The sequence below is a fragment of the Donghicola eburneus genome, assembly GCF_900115865.1.
GTDB lineage: Bacteria > Pseudomonadota > Alphaproteobacteria > Rhodobacterales > Rhodobacteraceae > Donghicola > Donghicola eburneus.
Map to the genome: position 1 here is coordinate 1 of NZ_FOXY01000004.1, position 21,168 is coordinate 21,168.

Here is a 21,168-nt window from a genome sequence, read left to right on the forward strand (position 1 = left end):
TTTTCTCCGTTCGGGATCGAAAACCTGAAAGAGCGCATCGAAATGGATCAAGACCACGCGCATTGACCGCGCCGTGGCCTACGCCGAATGCTTACCTTTGGTGAGAGATTTGTAGCCAAACCTTTTGTTCGATCAGAGTTCTACAAGAACGATGTAGTTGAAGATTTTTTCAAATTTTCACTGGGACACGAGAACTTCACAATATCAGGCACTGCATCTTCAAATACTTCACTAACGCTGCCACAGCTTTCGTTGCTTCGCCTCGCGCATCTAGTTCTCGATGGTCATCGCCCCTCTACAGAGCCAAAGAAAAATCCTTCATTTTTTGAAGCGAGAAGCTCTTTCGGCCGCAGCATAAGCGAACATATCAATGCCCGTAAGCTCGGAGAAAATGGCGCCAAACTGCGTCTTCCAGACGTATTTGTTGAGCGGGTGAAAACAAGATACTCGAAAGATGCAAATGCACTTGATGAGACGTTCTTTGGTGGCAATGCTATGAGCACGGCGCTGGAAAGTTGTGGCACGAAGGCAACCAGAGAAAGCCAGTCCATGGAAGTTGGGGATTATTTCAATAGAGAAACCATAGAAGCTTTCTCCGCGACTACAGAAATTATGGCAAAAATGTTAGTAAAGAACCCAAGGCGTTTCGCGAAGATGGTATCTGCGACGCGTCTGATGTTTGAGTAAGTCTTTCAAACAAAGCGAGCATGCCCAGTAGCCATTTCTTTGTTTGACCTTGGTGACCCCGACAGGATTCGAACCTGTAACCTGCCCCTTAGGAGGGGGCTGCTCTATCCAGTTGAGCCACGGGGCCACGCGGGCCTCTTGTGGCTAAAACAAATGTCCAGCGCAACCCTAATGGTTCGTACTGGACACTCGGGCCGGTTGGGACAAAGATGGAAATAAGCAATAGACGGAACGGCCATGACCAATACCCCGACGCGCCCGCTTACCCTGCGTGATGTTTCCGAAGCCTCGGGCGTCTCCGAAATGACAGTCAGCCGCGTTCTCAGGAACCGCGGCGACGTGTCAGAGGCAACCCGCGAACGGGTCCTCAAGGCGGCGCGTGAACTGGGCTATGTCCCGAACAAGATTGCCGGAGCGTTGGCTAGCCAGCGCGTTAATCTGGTGGGCGTCGTTATTCCGAGCCTGTCGAACATGGTCTTTCCAAACGTGATGACTGGCATCAACGAGGTCCTGAGCAAGACTGATTTGCAGCCCGTTGTGGGCGTAACCGATTACAATCCAGAGACCGAAGAGCGCGTTTTGTACGAGATGCTTTCTTGGCGGCCGTCGGGCGTCATCATCGCAGGTCTTGAACATTCGGATGCCGCACGTGCGATGATGGTCGCTGCGGGCATTCCTATTGTTGAGATCATGGACGTGGATGGCAAATGCGTCGACAGCATGGTCGGTATTTCTCATCGCCGTGCCGGCCGCGAGATGGCACAGGCGATCATCAAGCAAGGCTACAAGCGCATCGGCTTCCTTGGCACCAAGATGCCGATGGATCACCGTGCCCGCAAACGCTTCGAAGGGTTTACAGAGGCGCTCGCCAAAGCAGGTATCGAGATCGCAGATCAGGAGTTCTACTCTGGCGGGTCTGCATTGCTCAAAGGGCGCGAGCTGACCCAAGAGTTGCTCGAACGCACGCCAGATCTGGACTTCATCTATTACTCGAACGACATGATCGGCGCAGGCGGCATGCTGTGGCTACTGGAGCAAGGGATCGACATCCCGGGTCAGATCGGCCTCGCTGGCTTTAACGGGGTCGAGCTGTTGGACGGTCTGCCGCGCCAGCTGGCGACAATGGATGCCTGCCGCAAAGAGATCGGCCAAAAAGCTGCTGAAATCATCGCAGCAAGAAACGACGCAGATTCCCCAGATCCCGAGAGAATCGTGGAGCTGACACCGCGCATCGCCTTCGGAGATACATTGAAGCGATACTAGGTAGCCCTCTAGTTGCCGTTAACGTAAGGTAACGTAACGTAAGCTTACGTGTTTTGTGTCTAAGGTATTATAGACTTAGGGTAGTTGATTGTATACAACCATCCCAACGACAGCGTGTTGTGCTGTCGAGTATGAGTTCCAAGTTTTTTGGTATCGAGTGCTCGTTTAAAGAAGCAGAGCGGCTTCAGTGAAATTGGGAATGGCCTGGCGCATCGCGTCGGGTCATTTTCTTTTCGGACCTCCCTTTTTTCTCTTCAAAACAGACCGTGACTTTGTCGCGCAAAGGCTTGATCATTCCACTTGGGAATAACGTCGAGCCAAGGCGTCACAACATTTCCCCGTCACATCATGTAAGGTCATTGCAATTCGCTTGCCACATTGAGGTCATCCTGATGTCAGAACCAGAATTCACCCATCCCGACGACATCCGTAGCCGCTTTTCCGCAGCAATGTCAGAGATGTATCGGACCGAAGTCCCAGCTTACGGCACCCTCATGCAGATCGTTGCAGACGTGAATGCCGACGTGCTGGACGGCAACACTACATTGCGCGCAGATCTTGAGGAAACAGATCAGCTGTCTCGTATTTCCGAAGAACGGCACGGAGCGATCCGGCTCGGCACAGCCGAGGAACTGGAAACGATCCGGCGGCTTTTCGCTATCATGGGCATGCACCCTGTCGGGTACTACGACCTGACCGAAGCAGGCGTCCCCGTGCACTCTACCGCGTTCCGCCCCGTAGGCGAGGCAGCTCTGCGCCGCAATCCGTTTCGAGTCTTTACCTCACTCTTGCGACTCGACTTGATAGCGGACGAAGCTCTCCGTGATACTGCTCGCATGGTGCTGGACGCGCGGCAGATTTACACCCCACGGTGCCTAGAGCTCATTGAACGGGCGGAAAAGCAAGGTGGGCTGACCGATGCAGAGGCGAATGCCTTTGTCGCCGAAGCGCTCGAAACCTTTCGCTGGCACCCCGAAGCCAACGTCAACGCGGACCTCTACAAACGGCTTCACGACGCCCACCGACTAATCGCGGACGTGGTGTCCTTTCGCGGGCCGCACATCAATCATCTAACCCCGCGCACACTGGATATCGACCGCGTCCAACAGTTGATGCCCGATCACGGTATCGCCCCCAAAGCCGTCGTCGAAGGCCCACCGCGCCGCGACTGCCCGATTCTCTTGCGCCAGACTAGTTTCAAGGCACTGTCAGAGGCGGTCAGTTTCGACGGAGTCGAAGGGTCCCACACCGCCCGCTTTGGCGAAATAGAGGCGCGCGGTCAGGCACTGACCCCCAAGGGCCGCGCCCTGTACGATCAACTGCTTACAGCGACGCGCGCCAAGTGTCTGCCCGCAGCAGATGGCTCTAACGCGGCAGAGTATATGTCGACCCTAAGCGCGACGTTTTCGGACTTTCCGGACGATCTGACCGAGATCCGCGCGGCAGGTTTGGGGTATTTTGAATGGTCCCTCACCGACAAAGGTGCGGCCGCCGCCGGACAACTAACCGAGACAGACGCAGACAGCCTACTGGCGGCTGGCTACCTGCGCATCGACCCAATCATCTACGAAGATTTCCTACCCGTCAGCGCCGCTGGCATCTTCCAGTCAAATCTCGGCGACGAGTCTGCACAGGAATTCGCCGCAAGCCCCAATCAACAGCACTTCGAAGCCGATTTGGGCCAGCCCGTGCTTAACGAATTTGATCACTATCAGCGGATCGAAGACCAATCGCGCATTCGCTGCATTTCCATCCTGACCACAGGCGCCGCCGCCGCAGAGTGACGCGCCTCCTTCGCCCGACCGAAGGGCACAACAGAAGAGAGTAAGAATGACCCTTTCCAACGCTGCTGCAGAGATTCTGTCGAAACTCGGCGTAGGCGAGGCCGCCTATACCGGCGGCACGCTCGCCAGCTACAGCCCAGTCACTGGCGAGCAGACAGGCGCTCTGCCCGAAGCAACCATCGACAGCGCCAACGCCGCGATCGCGACTGCCAAACAGGCCTTCAAGGCGTGGCGCGTCACCCCCGGCCCGCAACGCGGCGAACTGGTCCGCCTGTTTGGCGAGGAACTGCGCGCCGCCAAAGAGGACCTTGGTCGTCTGGTTTCCATCGAGGCAGGCAAGATCCCGTCCGAGGGCCTTGGTGAAGTGCAAGAGATGATCGACATCTGCGATTTTGCGGTCGGCCTGTCGCGCCAGCTCTACGGCCTGACCATAGCTACAGAACGCCCTGGCCACCGGATGATGGAGCAGTGGCACCCCTTGGGTGTAGTCGGTGTCATTTCAGCCTTTAACTTCCCCGTGGCGGTCTGGTCTTGGAATACCGCGCTGGCACTGGTCTGCGGCAACTCGGTCGTCTGGAAACCGTCAGAAAAATCGCCTCTGACGGCGCTGGCATGCGATGCCATTCTGAAGCGTGCCATCGCTCGCTTTGGTGACGCACCCGAAGGCTTGGCCCAGGTTCTGATCGGCGGCGCTGATGTGGGGAACGCTCTGGTCGAAAGCCCCGACGTCGCCTTGCTTTCTGCCACCGGCTCGACCCGCATGGGCCGCATCGTCGCACCAAAAGTCGCCGCACGCTTCGGTCGCTGCATCCTAGAGCTTGGCGGGAACAACGGCGGGATCGTCTGCCCCTCGGCTGATCTGGACATGACACTGCGGGCCGTCGCATTCGGCGCAATGGGCACCGCAGGCCAGCGCTGCACCACCCAGCGCCGTCTCTTCGTCCACGCAGACGTCTATGATGATCTCGTCCCCGGATTGATCAAAGCCTACGCATCCGTCAGTGTCGGCAATCCGCTGGAAACCGACTCTCTGGTTGGTCCGCTGATCGACAAAGCGGCCTTCGACAATATGGAAAAGGCTCTGGCCGACGCCAAGGCTGCGGGCGGCACTGTACACGGCGGGGGCCGCGTGGATACGGGCGCAGAAAATGCCTACTACGCTCGCCCGGCCATCGTCGAAATGCCCTCGCAATGCGGACCAATGCTGGAGGAAACCTTCGCGCCGATCCTCTACATCGTGAAATACGCCGACTTTGAGGAGGCGATAGAAGCGCACAATGCCGTCGCGGCAGGTCTGTCCTCTAGCATCTTCACCACCGACCTGCGAGAATCAGAACTGTTCCTCTCGGCGGCTGGCAGCGATTGCGGGATTGCCAACGTGAACATCGGCACATCTGGCGCCGAGATCGGCGGAGCCTTTGGGGGCGAGAAGGAGACCGGCGGGGGCCGCGAATCCGGATCGGACGCGTGGAAGGGGTACATGCGCCGTGCCACGAACACGATCAACTACTCGCGCGAACTACCACTGGCGCAGGGCGTCAAGTTCGACATCTGATGACTTAGAGGGCGCCTACGGGCGCCCTGTTCATTCTGTCATGCCGACGAAGCACTCAGAATCAGAACGCGCCAAGACGCGACCAAATATTCATATTTTCTGGTAAGTGGTGAGCCGTGCAGGATTCGAACCTGCGACCCACTGATTAAAAGTCAGTTGCTCTACCAACTGAGCTAACGGCCCACTTGAGGCGTTCCTCTAAGGGGTCGCGGCAAGGCGGTCAATAGAAGAATCCGAAAAAGCTGACTCTTTTTCCTGCGCGCCTGACACCAACGCCAAGACGCAGTAACCCCGTTGAAAGAAACGGGAAAACAGCGATGTTTTGGATAAGTGGTGAGCCGTGCAGGATTCGAACCTGCGACCCACTGATTAAAAGTCAGTTGCTCTACCAACTGAGCTAACGGCCCACTTAGGGGGCCTCCTCTATGGGTTTGCGGGACATCGGTCAATAGAGAATTGCAAACTTTTTGTGTCACCCGCTGGATTCATCTGGACGGCAGGCGTATATGCCCCGCCATGCAGACACAGACCGCTTCTTCCGGCCTGCCCTTCATGAAAATGCACGGGCTAGGCAACGACTTCGTAGTGATCAATGGAACCGACGTCGCCGGTGGACTGTCGGATTCGCTGGTTTCCGCGATTGCCCACCGCAATACGGGCGTCGGTTTCGACCAGTTGGCCGTGATTGAGGAATCGGTTCGCGCCGACGCGCGTTTGGTCTTTTATAATGCCGATGGCTCCTTGTCGGCGACTTGCGGGAACGCCACCCGCTGCATCGCCCGCCATTTGATGGACACCCGCCGCGTAGACCGTCTGGTGCTAGAGACCGAGCGCGGCCTCTTGCGCTGCGAGGATGCAGGCAACGGCCTGACCCGCGTGAATATGGGCGCGCCGCTGCTGGCGTGGAACGAAGTGCCCATTGCGCAGGACATCGACACCCTGCATTTGCCGATTGATGGCGACCCCGTCGCGACCGGCATGGGCAACCCGCACTGCACATTCTTTGTCGACGATGCCGAGTCTGTGGACCTGACGACCTTTGGCCCTGCCCACGAACATCATCCGATGTTCCCAGAGCGCACCAACGTTCAGGTCGCGCACCTGATCGGCCCCGACCACCTGCGGATGCGGGTATGGGAGCGTGGCACCGGCATCACCATGGCGTCCGGTTCGTCCAGCTGTGCGACCGCCGTCGCTGCTGCCCGCCGTGGCATCACTGGCCGCAAGGTCCGCATCAGCCTCGAGATTGGTGATCTGGTCATCGACTGGCGCGACGATGGTGTCTGGATGGAGGGGCCGACTGCCCATGTGTTCAGCGGCACCTTTACCCCGGCATTCCTAGAGGCTCACAATGGTTGATGTGCCCAAGTTCACCACTCTGGGCTGTCGCCTAAATGCCTATGAAACCCACGCGATGGAAGAGCTGAGCCAGCAAGCCGGCCTGTTTAACGCGCATGTGGTGAACACCTGTGCCGTCACCTCTGAGGCTGTGCGCAAGGCCCGTCAGGAAATCCGCCGTATCCGCCGCGAGAACCCAGACGCCAAGATCATCGTGACCGGCTGCGCCGCGCAGACCGAGCCAGAGACCTTTGCCGAGATGGAAGAGGTCGACCACATCATCGGCAATACCGAAAAGATGCAGGCCGAGACGTGGCAAGGGCTGGCCAAGGGCCCGAACTTTATCGGCGAGACCGAACGCGTGCAGGTCGACGACATCATGTCTGTCACCGAAACCGCTGGCCACCTGATCGACGGCTTCGGCACCCGCAGCCGCGCTTATGTGCAGGTCCAGAACGGCTGCGATCACCGCTGCACCTTCTGCATTATTCCCTACGGCCGCGGCAACTCACGGTCTGTGCCTGCGGGCGTCGTTGTGGATCAGATCAAGCGTCTGGTACAGCGCGGCTATAACGAAGTGGTTCTGACCGGCGTGGACCTGACCAGTTGGGGCGCGGATCTGCCCGCCTCCCCCAAGCTAGGGGATCTGGTGCTGCGCATCCTGAAACTGGTGCCCGATCTGCCCCGCCTGCGAATCTCTTCGATTGATTCCATCGAGGTCGACGAAGCCCTGATGCAGGCCATCGCGACCGAGCCGCGCCTGATGCCTCACCTGCATCTGTCTCTGCAGCACGGCGACGACCTGATCCTAAAGCGTATGAAACGCCGCCACCTGCGCGACGACGCCATTCGCTTTGCCGAAGAGGCGATCAAGCTGCGTCCCGACATGACCTTTGGCGCGGACATCATTGCGGGCTTCCCTACGGAAACCGACGCGCACTTCGAAAATTCGCTAAAGCTGGTGGACGAGTGTCACCTGACCTGGCTACATGTCTTCCCGTATTCGCCCCGCCCCGGCACTCCTGCCGCACGGATGCCCCAAGTGAACGGCAAAGCCATCAAGGAACGGGCCGCGCGCCTGCGTGATGCCGGCGAGCGCCGCGTACAGATGCACCTTTCGTCGCAAGTCGGTCGGGACCATTCGATTTTGCTGGAAAACAACCGCATGGGCCGGACCGAGCAATTCACCGAAGTTCTGTTCGACACCGATCAGCCCGAAAGCCAGATCGTCCGAGCCACCATTCGGGGCATTTCTGGCGGGCAACTTCTGGCATAAGCTACGCGGAAGTCTCAGGATTTCCGCCAGAATCACTTGGGCGTCGCGACATCGCAGGATCGCCCAAACCACAGGCAAAACTGATTCTCCGACGGGTGCTATTGAATGCACCCTTCCGCTGATTAGATGTGGTGTTCTGACGCATAACTGTTGATTTGCGGCGACTCGGACCATTTTCCCGACCGTCATGCTGCAGATGCGCTCGAATGTCCGCTGGACGGATGCAAACCCTCTCGTTAAATAGCGCGTGATGACAAGGGCTGCGGCAATCCGTGGCCCAAATCTGTATCGGTTCGGCTTTGCTCTGACATTCTTTGGGGTTCGGCCGACAAGAGAATGGAGAAACCTCGTGTCCCACGCAGAAGATCACGAAGGCACCCGCAGAGATTTCCTCTACTACGCCACAGCTGGCGCAGGTGCGGTGACTGCAGGTGCCGCTATTTGGCCCCTCGTCAATCAGATGAACCCCTCGGCAGACGTGAAAGCGCTGTCGTCGATCCGTGTGGACGTGAGCGCACTGGAAGTCGGATCGCAGATGACCGTGCTGTGGCAGGGTAAGCCTGTTTTCATCCGTCGTCGCACCGAAGCCGAGATCGAAGCCGCTCGTGCCGTCGAAATGGGCGACCTGATCGACACCAACGCGCGGAACGAAAACGATCCCGCAGACGCTCTGGCGACTGACGAGAACCGCGCAATGGACGAAAACGGCGAATGGCTGGTTCAGATGGGTGTCTGCACCCACCTAGGCTGTGTGCCTCTGGGTGACGGCGCAGGTGACTTCGGTGGCTGGTTCTGCCCCTGCCACGGTTCGCACTACGACACCGCTGGCCGCATCCGCAAAGGACCCGCGCCGCAGAACCTGCACATCCCCGTTGCCGAGTTCGTGGACGATGCCACGATCAAACTGGGTTAAGGGAGAGGAGATTTAACTATGTCGGGTATCCCACACGACCATTATGAGCCGAAGTCCGGCTTCACCAAAGCGGTCAACAGCCGTCTGCCGATCATCGGCCTGCTGTATGACACTCTGATGATCCCCACCCCCAAGAACCTGAACTGGATGTGGATCTGGGGCATCATTCTGACCTTCTGTCTGGCTCTGCAGATCATTACCGGCGTTGTTCTGGTTATGCACTACACCCCCCACGTCGACATGGCGTTCGCTTCGATCGAACACATCATGCGTGACGTGAACGGCGGTCACTTTATCCGCTACCTACACATGAACGGCGCATCGCTGTTCTTTACTGCTGTGTACCTGCACATCTTCCGTGGCCTGTTCTACGGCTCGTACAAAGCGCCCCGTGAGATCACCTGGATCATCGGTATGCTGATCTACCTGCTGATGATGGGCACCGCGTTCATGGGCTACGTTCTGCCCTGGGGCCAGATGTCGTTCCACGGTACCGCAGTTATCACCGGCCTGTTCGGCGCGATCCCCTTCATCGGTGAATCGATCCAGACCTGGCTGCTGGGTGCTTCGGCTGTCGGTCAGCCCGCGCTGAACCGCTTCTTCTCGCTGCACTACCTGCTGCCCTTCCTGATCGCAGGTCTGGTTGTCGTCCACATTTGGGCGTTCCACCACACCGGCAACAACAACCCCTCGGGTGTTGACGTGCGCCGCACCTCGAAAGCCGAAGCAGAGAAAGACACTCTGCCCTTCTGGCCCTACTTCGTGATCAAGGACCTGTTCGCTCTGGCAGTTGTTCTGGCCGTGTTCTTTGCAGTTGTTGGCTTCATGCCCAACTACCTTGGCCACCCTGACAACTACATCGAAGCAAACCCGCTGGCGACTCCGTCGCACATCGTTCCCGAATGGTACTTCCTGCCCTTCTACGCGATCCTGCGTGCGTTTGACTCGGAAGTCTGGGTTGTTCAGTTCGCAAGCTGGATCTCGTTCGGCATCATCGACGCAAAGTTCTTTGGTGTTCTGGCGATGTTCGGTGCGATCGCTGTCATGGCGCTGGCGCCTTGGCTGGACACCTCTAGCGTTCGTTCGGGCCGCTATCGCCCTGCCTTCAAATGGTGGTTCCGCCTGCTCTGCGTCGACTTCATGGTTCTGATGTGGGCCGGTGCAATGCCCGCCGAAGGTATCTACCCCTACATCTCGCTGCTGGGTGCAACCTACTGGTTCGCATACTTCCTGGTAGTTCTGCCGCTGCTTGGCATCTTCGAGAAGCCCGAGACCCCGGTCGCGACCATCGAAGACGACTTCAAAGCGCATTACGGCAAGTCGGCTGACGCCACCCCTGCCGAGTAAGAAAGGTGACCCAAATGATTAGGAAACTGACCCTTACTGCGATCGCTGCTCTCGGCCTGTCGGCCGGGGGTGCGCTGGCAGCAGGCGGCGAAGCCCACGTCGAAGACTTCGACTTCTCTTTCGAAGGTCCCTTCGGCTCCTACGATCAGAACCAGCTGCAGCGCGGCCTGAAGATCTACACCGAGGTTTGCTCGGCGTGCCACGGTCTGCGTTACGTACCGCTGCGCACTCTGGGTGATGAAACCGGCCCCGGCCTGCCAGAAGACCAAGTCCGTGCCTACGCGTCGGAAATCGAAGTCTTTGACGCATCGATCGACGACTTCCGTCCCGCGACTCCTGCAGACAAGTTCCCTGCGAACGACGCTGTAGACGCACCTGACCTGTCGCTGATGGCCAAAGGCCGTGCGGGCTTCCACGGCCCCATCGGTCTGGGCATCAACCAGATCGTCAAAGGCATGGGCGGCCCCGAGTACATCGCGTCGTTGCTGGCTGGTTACCACGAGGCACCCGAGTGTGCCCCCGAGGACTTCACCGGCTACTACAACACCGTCTTCACCGCCGGTGGCTTCCCCGAAGAGTGTAAAGACGAAGACGGCAACCACACCGTCCCCGGCAGCTGGATCGGCATGGCGCCCCCGCTGATGGGCGAAGATGTTGAGTTTGACGATGGTCACTCGAACGAACTGCACCACGAAGTTCAGGACGTTGCTGCGTTCCTGATGTGGACCGCAGAACCCAAGATGATGCAGCGCAAGACCGCAGGTCTGACCGGTGTGATCTTCCTCGCGGTTCTTGCAGTTCTGCTGTACCTGACCAACAAGCGCATCTGGGCCCCCATCAAGTACGGCCGCAAAGACGACTAATCGTCTGATGCACGAATTAAAAAGCCCCGTCAGAGCAATCTGGCGGGGCTTTTTCTTTGGGTGTGGCGCGCCAAGGAAAAAGGCCGGCGCTTTCGCACCGGCCTCTTCAAACAATCAACAGGGAAGGATCAGTCTTCCATCGCCTTGATCATGTCTACACGCAGCCCATGACGGCCGCCCTCGAACTCGGTAGACAAGAACGCGTCGACAATCTCTAGCGCCAGCCCTTGGCCAACCACGCGCGCGCCCATCGACAGGATTTGCGCGTCATTGTGCGCGCGGATCATCTTGGCCGAAAAGGTCTCGTTGCAGACACCGCAGCGGATGCCCTTAACTTTGTTCGCAGCCATCATGATGCCCTGACCGGTGCCGCATAGGATAATTCCAAGCTCGCAATCACCAGACGTAATCTTCTGCGCCGCGGCCTCACCCATCGAGGGGTAGTGCACGCTGTCCGGCGTGGTCGGACCGATGTCTACGGCCTCGTACCCTTTCTCTTCGATGTGCTTGGCAATGGCCTGACGCAGCTCGATCGCGGCGTGGTCGCTGGACAGGACGATACGTTTCTTGGCGGTCATGGGCAGATCTCTCGCTCGAAATTAGGGGGCGCAGGCAAGGCATGCCTGACGCTCTGGTTCTCCATTAGGCGGAATGGGGCTTCTTGGCAAATGGCCGTCGTGCCGCATTGGGGATTTCCAAACCGCTTATAGGCCCAGATAGTCGCGCAGTGCCGCATCTGGATTGGCAAAGACCTGTCCCGTGGGACGGGGCGCCTGCGCGATGCCCTGGTCAACCATAACAATTGCTTGGGCAAAGCGGCGCGCATCTTCGGGGTCGTGGGTCACCATCAATACGGTGGCGCCAACTTCTCCGGCGATCTGGTGCACCAAGGCCAGCATTTCCGACCGCAAACCGGGACCGAGCGCCGCGAAGGGTTCGTCGAGCAGCCAGAGTGGCCTGTCTTGCAACAACAGCCGCGCCAGCGCGACGCGGCTTTGTTGTCCGCCCGACAGCTGCGCGGGTTTACGATTGTTGAGCCCCTCCAGCCCCACGCGCACGAGAGCGTTCTCGACGCGCGAGCGCTCTGCCTCTGCCAACCGCTTCTGGCTCAGCGCCAATCCGACGTTCTGCGCGGCAGTTAGGTGTGGAAAGAGGTTTTGGTCCTGAAACAACATCGCAATTGGCCGCTTGCCAGGCGCCAAGCCATCCAGTCGCGCATTCGCCCACAGCACTCGACCAGACGCCTCGACAAATCCAGAAATGGCCCCCAACAGGGTCGACTTTCCCCCGCCTGAGGGACCGATAATAGCCACTCGGGTGCCTGCAGGCACACTCCAGTCCGCGCGCAAGCCAAAGTCACCTTGCACAATGTTCAGTTGCTCAAGCATCAGCATTGGCGCGTCCTCCACGGTCAAAAATCCAGAACAGCCCGAAGCTCAGGATGAGCAGCAATAACGCCGCGCCCGCCGCCTGTTCCATCCGGTAAGCGCCCATCAGGCGGTACATTTGCAATGGCAAGGTCGCAGTATCGGGGTCCGCAAATAGTGTGATGACCCCCAAATCCCCCATAGCGAGGGCACCTGTTAAGCCTGCCGCAAACCCCAAGGGGCGCCCCAGGCGTGGCAACATCAGCCATCTCAGACGCGCCCACCCGCGTAGATCAAGGCTATCAGCAAGCCGTCCATGCTCTGCCTCGATCTGCGCCGCTGCAGGGCGCAGAATGCGCAGAGCAAAGGGCAGCGCCATCACAGCATTAACGCCCGCAGTGACTGGCAGCGCCACATCCCACGGCGCAATGAACGGATTTATCATCAAGTACAAGCCTGTGCCCAAGACGAGTGGGGAACTGGCGATCCCAAGGAGCGCAACCAGCTCCACCCACTTCCGGCGGGACAGCGCCAGCGGCAGCGCCAAAGCCAAGGTCACAACGACCGCCCCGATCGACACAGAGACAGAGTAAACTGCAGCCTGCCAAACCGAAGCTGGCAAACTGAACAAAGCCCCCGCGCCGCGCAGGCCAATCGCGGCCAACGGCAACAGCAGAAAGAGCGCGACCAGCGCAATCCAGAACCCGTCCACAATGCGGCTCCCATCCCACCGCGGAACCACACGGTCCAATCCGCCGAAGCCAGCCTCAGGCAGCGTCAGTTTCATGGCAATCAAAGCCGCCCCACCGGCCAACACCAGCTGCACCACGGCCAATTGCGCGGCCTTGCCAATGTCGAAATCAAAGCGGAAGGCCTGATAGATCGCCAACTCGACCGTCGTCGCCTTGGGCCCACCACCCAAGGTCAGCGCAACCGCAAAAGATGACAGGCAGATTACGAAAATCACCATTGCCGCCCCCGGTGCAATCCGGCGCAGCATCGGCCATTCGATCAGCCGGAACATCGTCCAAGGGCGGAAGTTCAACGTGGCAGCCAGACGGAACCGCTCGGCCGGAATGTCCTGCCATCCTTGCAACAACAAGCGCGTCGCCAAGGGCAGGTTGAAAAACACATGGGCCAAGAGCACGCCGTGCAGCCCGTAAATCCTGACCGCAGGCAGACCAAACAGCCCCAGCACGTCAGACAGCCATCCCTTTTGCCCAAACACCGCTAGCAACCCCAGTATCGCCACGATCACCGGCAGAATGAACGGCGCACCAAGCAAAGCCACCAGCGCCGAGCGACCGCGAAACCGGCGCCGCGCCAATGCCCGGGCCACAGGCACCGCCAGCCCGACAGACAGCACTGCCGACAGGGCGGCCTGCCACAGGGTGAACCAGACCGCATCCCACGACCGGCTATCCAAAGGGGACAGACCTCCGGCCCGCCAGATAACGGCAGCCAAAGGCAAGAGCACCGCCGCACCCACGAGCGCGGCGGCAATGAGGGGGATCAGCCCCCGAAGGCGGTCAGCCATTCCTCGAGCGCGGCGTCGCGCAAGGCAGCGGCTTCGTCTTCGGAGTAGAAGATCGCCTGATCCGGCATGGGCAGTTCACGGAAGCCATCGGGCCACTGATCCCGCGGCAGCGCCGACGGGTAGGACCAGTTGGCGGTCGGGATCATCTTCTGGAACTCTTCGCTCAGGACATAGGCCAAGAACTGATCCGCCAGCTCGGGCTGCTGGGTCGTCGCAGTTTTCGCCACCAGCTCGGCCATGAAGTAGTGACCTTCGGGGAAGATCGCGGCCTGCTTGGTCGTGTCGCCCTCGGCGATGATGTGATAGGCGGGCGAGGTCGTGTAGCTCATCACCATGTCCGCTTCGCCATCGGTGAACAGACCGTAGCTTTCGGACCAGCCTTTGGTCACGGTCAGCACTTTGGGCGCCAGCTTGGCCCATGCCTCGGGCGCCTTGTCGCCATAGATCGCTTTGACCCACAGCAGGGTCGCCAGACCCGAAACCGAGCTGCGCGGGTCCTGAAGCACCACTTTGAATGCATCATCGGGCGCGTTCAGCAGTTCTTCGAACGACGCAGGCGGGTTCGCCATTTTCTCGTTGTTGTAAACGAACGCGGTGTAGCCCCAGTTGAAGGGGAAGAACGTGTCGTCGTTCCACTCGATCGGCAAGGTCAGACCGGACAGATCCTGACCATGAGGCGCGAAAAGGCCGCTCTCGCGGGCCTGTTTGCTGACGTCGGTGTTCAGGCCGATCACCACGTCCGCGCGGTTGCGCTCGCCTTCCAACAACAGGCGGGGGAGCACGTCGCCGGCCTGATACTGGACGTCACAGGCGCAAATCGCCTCGAAACCCTGTTCGATGCTGGGACCGGGGCCCCATTCGCTGGTGAAATAGTCGGGGGCATAGATCGTCAGCACAGGTTTGTCTTCGGCGGCTGCCGAAGTGGCTGCGATCAGACCCGTTGCAAATACAAGCGCCTTGTTCATGGGGCGTCTCCTACTGTTACGGGCGGAGACGGTTTGGACCTGTGAACCAGAAAACCAACCTTCCCTCCGCCGGTCCTAACCGGTTCAGGTTCAACGGGTTCGCGATGACGCATCTCAGGCCGTTTCCGGCCACCCCGAGGTGTCCCAACACCTAGAGCGGCGCGGGGCATGATGCAAGGGCCGCGCTTGCCACTGGCGCAGGCGTCCTTTATCGAACGTCCCCAAGCAACAGGAGCCAGCCCAATGAGCTTGAATACCTTTGGTCACATCTTCCGCGTCACCACTTGGGGTGAGAGCCACGGACCTGCCTTGGGCGCAACGGTGGACGGGGTCCCGCCGAACGTCGAGATCACGCCCGAGATGCTGCAGGTCTGGCTGGACAAGCGTAAGCCCGGTCAGAACAAGTTCACCACCCAGCGCCGCGAGCCTGACGAGGTCGAAATCCTGTCCGGTGTTTTCGAGGGCAAGACCACCGGCACGCCGGTCCAGCTGATGATCCGCAACACCGACCAGCGGTCCAAGGACTATGGCGATATCGTCGAGAAGTTCCGTCCCGGTCACGCTGACATCACCTATTGGCAGAAATACGGTATCCGCGATTATCGCGGCGGCGGGCGCTCATCCGCCCGTGAAACGGCGGCCCGCGTGGCAGCAGGTGGGTTGGCCCGTGCGGCGCTGGACAAGCTGGTGCCCGGTATCGAGATCAAAGGCTACATGACCCAGATGGGCCCCCACGGGATTGATCGTGCGCGGTTCGATTGGGACCAGGTTGAGCAAAACCCCTTCTGGACGCCGGACGCTGTGGCGGCGGCTGAGTGGGCCGACTATCTGGACGGTCTTCGCAAGTCGGGCGAAAGCGTTGGCGCTGTGATCGAAGTGGTCGCGCGGGGCGTTCCTGCGGGACTGGGTGCTCCGATTTATGGCAAGCTCGACACCGATCTGGCGGCGGCGATGATGAGCATCAACGCGGTGAAAGCTGTGGAGATTGGCGAAGGCATGGCGGCTGCGGCTCTGACTGGCAGCGCGAATGCGGACGAGATTTACATGGGGCCGAACGGACCAGAGTATAGCTCGAACCACGCGGGCGGTATCTTGGGCGGGATTTCGACTGGTCAGGATGTGGTCGTGCGCTTTGCGGTGAAGCCGACCTCCTCGATCCTGACAACGCGCAAGACCATCACCAAATCGGGCGAGCCGGCCGAGATCATCACCAAGGGCCGTCATGACCCCTGCGTTGGCATCCGTGCGGTGCCCGTGGGTGAGGCGATGATGGCGTGTGTCATCCTTGACCACCTGCTGCTGCACCGTGGTCACGTTGGCGAAAACCAAGGTAAAATCGGCTGAACGCCGGGGCTCTACCCCGGACCCCGGAGTATTTTGGCAAAGATGAAATAAGGGCGCCCCAGCTGTTACGCGGTGCGCTTTTCTGTTTGCGGGGCCTCTTTGGAGAGTTGGACGGCGAGGATGCCCGCCGCAATGATCGCCACACCGACGATATCGAGGGTACCAATGGTTTCGCCAAGCAGAAGCGCGGCGATTGCGACCCCGAAGAAGGGGTTCAGGAAGTGGAAGGTCGCGGCGCGCACGGCTCCGATCCGCTCGACCAGCCAGAACCACACGAGGGTGGCCAGAAGTCCCGGAATGAGAGTGGTGTACAGGAAGGCGAGGGTGAGGCGCGGGGTAAGCGTGACGTCCAGCGTCGGGAATTCGTAGATCATCGCGAACGGCAGAAGCGCGATGGAGCCGACCATCATTTGCAGACCGACAACCATCAGGCGGTTCCCTCCGGCCGAGGCGACACGCACCGACAATGTCGCGGCAGAGAGGGACGCCACGCCAATCGCGCAGAGCAGCAGACCGAAAGGATCAGCGCCTGCCTGCACCCGCGTTCCCATGATCAGGGCAGCCCCTGCGATGCCTGCGATCAGGCCGATCCAGCCAATTGGGCGGACAGTCTGGCCAAAGAACGACACGCCCACAAGTGCGACCCAGAGCGGCATGGTCGAGGCGACAATTGACGCAAGTGAGGCTTCGACCGTCTGCATAGCGATGAAATTCAGGCCCAAATACAAGGCGTTCTGACAAAGACCAAAGATCACTGTCGCCCGCCATTGGGCCGCAGATAGGCGCGCGCGCTGCCCAAGCGCATAGGCAATGGCCATGCCGATGACACCCGATACCAGAAATCGCAGGGAGAGGGCCGTCAGTGGGGGCGCTTCGGCGACAATCATCCGCGCAGAGGTAAAGGCCGAGGACCACATCAGTCCAAAAGCCAGTCCGGCCAGCATCGCGCGAATATCCATGGGGTCCCTCCGGGTTGGTCGTCGGCGAACCCTGCCAGAGACATTGGTGCGGCGCCAGCGAAAGCTGCGTCATGTCAGCCATGCAGCGGACGCAAGAAAGCCCGGCAAAAAGAAAAGGGCCCCTGCAGTGGCAGAGACCCTCTGAAACCTTGCGGAACCCGCAAAAAGATCAGCCGTTGACGCTGTCTTTCAGTGCCTTGGCAACAGTCACTTTGACGACCTTGTCGGCCTCTTTTTTGATCTGCTCGCCGGTGGCGGGGTTACGTACCATACGCTCGGGGCGCTCGCGGCAGTAGAATTTGCCAACGCCAGGCAGGGTTACCGAACCACCCTCTGCAACTTCGCGAGTGATGATCGCGGTCACTGCGTCCAGTGCCTGCGCAGCTGCTTTCTTTTCTGCCCCCATCTCCTCGGCCAGAGCCGCAACCAGTTGGGTTTTCGTCATAGGCTTTGCCATTTCTGGTCTCCGTATATTTTTATTCCCAGTCGTCGCTGGGTACGTGTTGGGGCATCTAACGCGAAATATCAGGACAAGACAATCTGAATGGCCTTTTTTTCAAGGCCACATTGCAGATTTTTGCGGATTTATCACAGTTCAGAGAAAGGCTGTTTCCTCAAATGACCGTAGTTTACGGGAATGGATACGCTCTAGCGGCATCTCACTCAGCCTTTCCATTGCCCGAATGCCAATCAATAGGTGACGTGCAACCTGAGTTTTATAGAAGTCACTCGCCATACCAGGCAATTTCAGCTCTCCGTGGAGCGGTTTGTCCGACACACAGAGCAGCGTTCCGTAGGGCACGCGGAAGCGGAAGCCATTGGCAGCGATGGTCGCACTTTCCATGTCGAGCGCGATGGCACGCGACTGGGACAGTCGTTGAACCGGCCCCGACTGATCGCGAAGCTCCCAGTTACGATTGTCAATGGTCGCAACTGTTCCCGTGCGCATGATGCGCTTCAACTCGTAGCCTTCGAGTTCCGAAACCTCTTCTACCGCATCTTCTAACGCAATCTGGATTTCAGCCAGTGCAGGGATCGGGACCCAGACCGGCAAATCTGCATCCAGAACATGATCTTCGCGCAAATAGGCATGCGCCAGAACGAAGTCACCCAAGGCCTGCGTGTTCCGCAACCCAGCGCAGTGACCCACCATCACCCAAGCGTGCGGGCGCAGGACGGCAATATGATCGGTGGCCGTTTTAGCGTTGGACGGGCCGACACCAATATTTACCAAAGTGATACCGCTGCCGTCCTCCTTCTTCAGATGGTAGGTTGGCATCTGAGGCATCTTTTTGGGCGTTTCCAGCTCTTGGTCCGCCTCGGTGATTTCTACATTTCCGGTCGAGACAAAGGACGTGTAGCCGCTGGCCTTGTTCGCCAACATCTGGCGAGCGTAAGCCTCGAATTCTTCGACGTAAAACTGATAGTTTGTAAACAGAACGTGGTTCTGGAAATGCGCTGGATCAGTGGCTGTATAGTGGGCCAGACGTGCCAGCGAATAGTCCACGCGCTGTGCGGTGAACGGGGCCAAGGGACGCGCGCCATCGGGATAGGTGAACCCTTCACCATTCACGATGGCATCATGGGTAATATTCAGGTCAGGCACGTCGAACACATCTCGCAGGGGGAAGGTTGCCGCGCCATCCTGAGGGATCACGATCTCTTCGTCGCCAAGAACGGCAAAGTGAATCGGCATGGGCGTTTGCGAGGGACCAATAGCGACCGGCTGGTCATGATGCTCGATCAGAAGGCCAATCTGCTGCTCAAGGTAGTTCGAAAATAGATCGGGCCGCGTGATGGTCGTGGCATAGGTGCCTGGCTCGACCACGTGACCAAAACTCAGACGGCTGTCCAGCTTGGCAAAGGTCGACGTGACAAAGCGGATCTCGGGGTAGTAGGCGCGATAACGAGACCGATGCTCAGCTCCTTCGATCAACTCTTGAAAGCGGTCATGCAGGTAGCCTGTCGACTCGTCATAGAGTTCACGCAAGCGCGCCACGGCGGCCTTGGCGTCGGTAAAGTATTCGTGGCCCCGAATTTCGGGGGTTTCAATCGGTAGTTCGGGCTTGTTCATTTATGGATTAGCTTTCTTCAAACAGGTCCGTAATTTCGAATTTGGTGACATCTACAAGCCCCAGATCGCTGATACGCAGGGCGGGGATGACGACCAGCGCCAGCAGCGAGTGCTGCATGAACGCATTGTTCAGGGTGCAGCCGCAGGCCTGCATGGCGTGTCCCAAGGCGGTTGCCTTGGCCGCCACGGTTGCGGCGTTGTCGTCGGACATAAGGCCAGCGATGGGCAGTTCAACCAGCGCCTTCTCCTCGCCATCAGCGAACAGGGTCACGCCGCCGCCAACCTCGGCCAAGCGGTTGGCGGCCAGCGCCATCATCTCGCGATCGGTACCGACCACGATCATGTGGTGGCTGTCATGCGCCACGGTCGAGGCCATCGCCATCGGCTTGTCATAGCCGAAGCCGCTGACGAACCCGTTGGTCACGCCGCCCGTCGCGCGGTGCCGTTCCACCAAGGCAATCTGGCAGATGTCCTGCGCGGAATCGCCCTGCACCAAGCCATCGGTGACAGCCAGTTCTGCGGTCAGCGCCTTGGTCGGGGCCTGGTTTTCGACGACACCGATCACTTTGGCCGTGACAGAGTTCTTACCTTCGGGGGCAGTGATCTCGAAATCCGCCGCGACGCGGTCCTGATCCAGATGCACGGTGTTCCGAGCTGAGTCGGGCCAATCGAAATGCGGGCAATCCACCAGACATTCCCCACCCTCGGCGATCAGTTGACCACGAGCATAGACCTGTTCAATCGGCAGAGTCTTCAGGTCAGAGGTCAGAATCACATCCGCACGGCGACCGGGGGCAATCGAGCCTAGCTCGCGCTCCAACCCGAAATGAGTTGCGGTGTTGATCGTCGCCATCTGGATCGCAATCAGCGGGTCGCAACCACACTCGATGGCATGTCGCACCACGCGGTTCATGTGGCCATCGTTCACCAAGGTGCCAGCGTTGCAGTCATCCGTGCACAAGATGAAGTTGCGCGGGTCTAGCCCCTTTTCTGTGATGGCGGTGATCTGCGTCTCCACATCATACCAAGCCGAGCCGAGCCGCATCATGTGCCGCATCCCCTGACGGGTACGGGAAATGGCATCCTCTTCGCAGGTGCCCTCGTGGTCATCCGCCGGACCGCCTGCCGCATAGGCGTGAAACGCGGGCCCACGGTCGGGGCTGGCATAGTGCCCGCCCACCGTCTTACCCGCGCGCTGAGTGGCAGCAATCTCGGCGAGCATCTTGGGGTCGGCATTGATCACACCGGGAAAGTTCATCATCTCTCCCAACCCGATGATCCCCGGCCACGCCATCGCCTCGGCCACATCCTCGGGGGTGATTTCCTGCCCCGTCGTCTCTAGCCCCGGCGCCGAGGGCGCACAGCTTGGCATCTGGGTAAAGATGTTCACGGGCTGCATCAGCGCCTCGTCATGCATCATCTTCACGCCGTCCAAGCCCAAAACATTCGCGATCTCGTGCGGATCGGTGAACATGGTCGTCGTGCCATGAGGGATCACCGCGCGGGCAAATTCCGCCGGCGTCAGCATCCCCGATTCAATGTGCATGTGCGCGTCGCACAAACCAGGCATCATATAGCGCCCTGCCACATCGACGACCTGCGTCCCCTCGCCAATGCAGTGGCTGGCGTCCGGCCCGCAATAGGCGAACCGCCCATCCTTGATCGCGATGTCTGTATTTTCAATTACTTCGCGGGTGTGGACATTCACCCACCGCCCATTTTTCAAAACCAGATCAGCCGGCGCACGCCCCGCGGCGACGGCCACCAGATTGGCCGCAACATCCGGCCATGATTTAAAAGCAGCTTGTGTCATGTACCGAGTGTGACCAAATTTGTTAGCGCCGCAAGTGGGCGTTGCTCAGAATACGGGCAGAATGCACATTTTCAGATCACAGA

Annotated in this window: 18 protein-coding genes, 3 tRNA genes and 1 riboswitch; of the genes, 10 read left to right on the top strand and 11 right to left on the bottom strand. The window is 59.3% G+C overall.

From position 1 onward, the window contains the following. Nucleotides 1–87: 87 nt before the first annotated feature. Complete coding sequence (locus tag BM225_RS07610; RefSeq protein ID WP_092464127.1) at nt 88–687, top strand: hypothetical protein; 600 nt, start codon at nt 88–90, stop codon at nt 685–687. Between the two features lie 50 nt (nt 688–737). On the opposite strand, the gene BM225_RS07615 is transcribed toward BM225_RS07610, so the two are convergent. After that, a tRNA-Arg gene (locus BM225_RS07615) sits at nt 738–814 on the bottom strand. Nucleotides 815–924: 110 nt separating this feature from the next. Between BM225_RS07615 and BM225_RS07620 the strand changes: the two genes are divergently transcribed. The 3 genes from BM225_RS07620 to amaB all read left to right on the top strand — a co-directional run bounded on the left by BM225_RS07620 (nt 925) and on the right by amaB (nt 5,289). Further along, nucleotides 925–1,950, top strand: coding sequence for a LacI family DNA-binding transcriptional regulator (locus BM225_RS07620; protein ID WP_072708573.1), 1,026 nt, complete (start codon nt 925–927; stop codon nt 1,948–1,950). A 392-nt stretch (nt 1,951–2,342) separates the two neighbouring features. Beyond that, nucleotides 2,343–3,734 (top strand): 2-oxoadipate dioxygenase/decarboxylase HglS, encoded by a 1,392-nt coding sequence (hglS, locus tag BM225_RS07625; protein ID WP_092464129.1) that lies wholly within the window; start codon nt 2,343–2,345, stop codon nt 3,732–3,734. A 46-nt stretch (nt 3,735–3,780) separates the two neighbouring features. Further along, nucleotides 3,781–5,289 (top strand): L-piperidine-6-carboxylate dehydrogenase, encoded by a 1,509-nt coding sequence (gene amaB, locus BM225_RS07630; protein WP_092464131.1) that lies wholly within the window; start codon nt 3,781–3,783, stop codon nt 5,287–5,289. 107 nt (nt 5,290–5,396) lie between these two features. On the opposite strand, the gene BM225_RS07635 is transcribed toward amaB, so the two are convergent. Both BM225_RS07635 and BM225_RS07640 read right to left on the bottom strand, forming a co-directional pair. Then, nucleotides 5,397–5,472: transfer RNA gene (locus tag BM225_RS07635), tRNA-Lys, on the bottom strand. Between the two features lie 148 nt (nt 5,473–5,620). Beyond that, nucleotides 5,621–5,696, bottom strand: a tRNA-Lys gene (locus tag BM225_RS07640). Between the two features lie 109 nt (nt 5,697–5,805). Between BM225_RS07640 and dapF the strand changes: the two genes are divergently transcribed. The 5 genes from dapF to BM225_RS07665 all read left to right on the top strand — a co-directional run bounded on the left by dapF (nt 5,806) and on the right by BM225_RS07665 (nt 11,026). After that, on the top strand, nt 5,806–6,648 hold the full coding sequence (gene dapF, locus BM225_RS07645) for a diaminopimelate epimerase (RefSeq protein ID WP_092464133.1): 843 nt from the start codon (nt 5,806–5,808) through the stop codon (nt 6,646–6,648). After that, on the top strand, nt 6,641–7,903 hold the full coding sequence (gene mtaB, locus BM225_RS07650; RefSeq protein WP_092464135.1) for a tRNA (N(6)-L-threonylcarbamoyladenosine(37)-C(2))-methylthiotransferase MtaB: 1,263 nt from the start codon (nt 6,641–6,643) through the stop codon (nt 7,901–7,903). Before dapF ends, mtaB begins: the two co-directional genes overlap by 8 nt. Nucleotides 7,904–8,252: 349 nt before the next feature. Continuing rightward, nucleotides 8,253–8,816 (top strand): ubiquinol-cytochrome c reductase iron-sulfur subunit, encoded by a 564-nt coding sequence (gene petA, locus BM225_RS07655; RefSeq protein ID WP_092464137.1) that lies wholly within the window; start codon nt 8,253–8,255, stop codon nt 8,814–8,816. 18 nt (nt 8,817–8,834) lie between these two features. Beyond that, nucleotides 8,835–10,163 carry a cytochrome b gene (locus tag BM225_RS07660; protein ID WP_092464139.1) on the top strand — a complete coding sequence of 443 codons (1,329 nt, stop codon included), beginning with the start codon at nt 8,835–8,837 and terminating at the stop codon, nt 10,161–10,163. Between the two features lie 14 nt (nt 10,164–10,177). Then, nucleotides 10,178–11,026: a cytochrome c1 gene (locus BM225_RS07665; protein ID WP_092464141.1), complete on the top strand. Its 849-nt coding sequence runs from the start codon at nt 10,178–10,180 to the stop codon at nt 11,024–11,026. Nucleotides 11,027–11,154: 128 nt separating this feature from the next. Here the strand turns inward: BM225_RS07665 and rpiB are convergent, their stop codons facing one another. The 4 genes from rpiB to BM225_RS07685 all read right to left on the bottom strand — a co-directional run bounded on the left by rpiB (nt 11,155) and on the right by BM225_RS07685 (nt 14,895). Next, nucleotides 11,155–11,604 carry a ribose 5-phosphate isomerase B gene (gene rpiB, locus BM225_RS07670; RefSeq protein WP_092464142.1) on the bottom strand — a complete coding sequence of 150 codons (450 nt, stop codon included), beginning with the start codon at nt 11,602–11,604 and terminating at the stop codon, nt 11,155–11,157. A gap of 126 nt (nt 11,605–11,730) precedes the next feature. Then, the gene (locus tag BM225_RS07675) at nt 11,731–12,420 is read right to left on the bottom strand and encodes a thiamine ABC transporter ATP-binding protein (protein WP_092464144.1); all 690 of its coding nucleotides are present in this window, start codon (nt 12,418–12,420) and stop codon (nt 11,731–11,733) included. Next, entirely contained in the window at nt 12,407–13,930 is a 1,524-nt protein-coding gene (locus tag BM225_RS07680) for a thiamine/thiamine pyrophosphate ABC transporter permease ThiP (protein ID WP_092464146.1), read from the bottom strand. Before BM225_RS07680 ends, BM225_RS07675 begins: the two co-directional genes overlap by 14 nt. Next, complete coding sequence (locus tag BM225_RS07685) at nt 13,906–14,895, bottom strand: thiamine ABC transporter substrate-binding protein (protein WP_092464148.1); 990 nt, start codon at nt 14,893–14,895, stop codon at nt 13,906–13,908. Before BM225_RS07685 ends, BM225_RS07680 begins: the two co-directional genes overlap by 25 nt. Before the next feature lie 44 nt (nt 14,896–14,939). After that, nucleotides 14,940–15,042: riboswitch (TPP riboswitch) on the bottom strand. Between the two features lie 96 nt (nt 15,043–15,138). Here BM225_RS07685 and aroC point away from each other — a divergent pair. Next, nucleotides 15,139–16,239 (top strand): chorismate synthase, encoded by a 1,101-nt coding sequence (gene aroC / locus BM225_RS07690; protein ID WP_072708600.1) that lies wholly within the window; start codon nt 15,139–15,141, stop codon nt 16,237–16,239. Nucleotides 16,240–16,304: 65 nt separating this feature from the next. Here the strand turns inward: aroC and BM225_RS07695 are convergent, their stop codons facing one another. The 4 genes from BM225_RS07695 to ade form a co-directional block, all read right to left on the bottom strand. After that, entirely contained in the window at nt 16,305–17,198 is an 894-nt protein-coding gene (locus BM225_RS07695) for a DMT family transporter (RefSeq protein WP_072708602.1), read from the bottom strand. A gap of 169 nt (nt 17,199–17,367) precedes the next feature. Next, the gene (locus BM225_RS07700) at nt 17,368–17,655 is read right to left on the bottom strand and encodes an HU family DNA-binding protein (protein WP_072708604.1); all 288 of its coding nucleotides are present in this window, start codon (nt 17,653–17,655) and stop codon (nt 17,368–17,370) included. A gap of 138 nt (nt 17,656–17,793) precedes the next feature. Continuing rightward, a complete protein-coding gene (locus BM225_RS07705) occupies nt 17,794–19,272 on the bottom strand; it encodes an AMP nucleosidase (RefSeq protein ID WP_072708606.1) in 1,479 nt (492 codons plus the stop codon). A 7-nt stretch (nt 19,273–19,279) separates the two neighbouring features. Continuing rightward, on the bottom strand, nt 19,280–21,085 hold the full coding sequence (gene ade, locus BM225_RS07710) for an adenine deaminase (protein WP_072708608.1): 1,806 nt from the start codon (nt 21,083–21,085) through the stop codon (nt 19,280–19,282). Nucleotides 21,086–21,168: the final 83 nt, after the last annotated feature.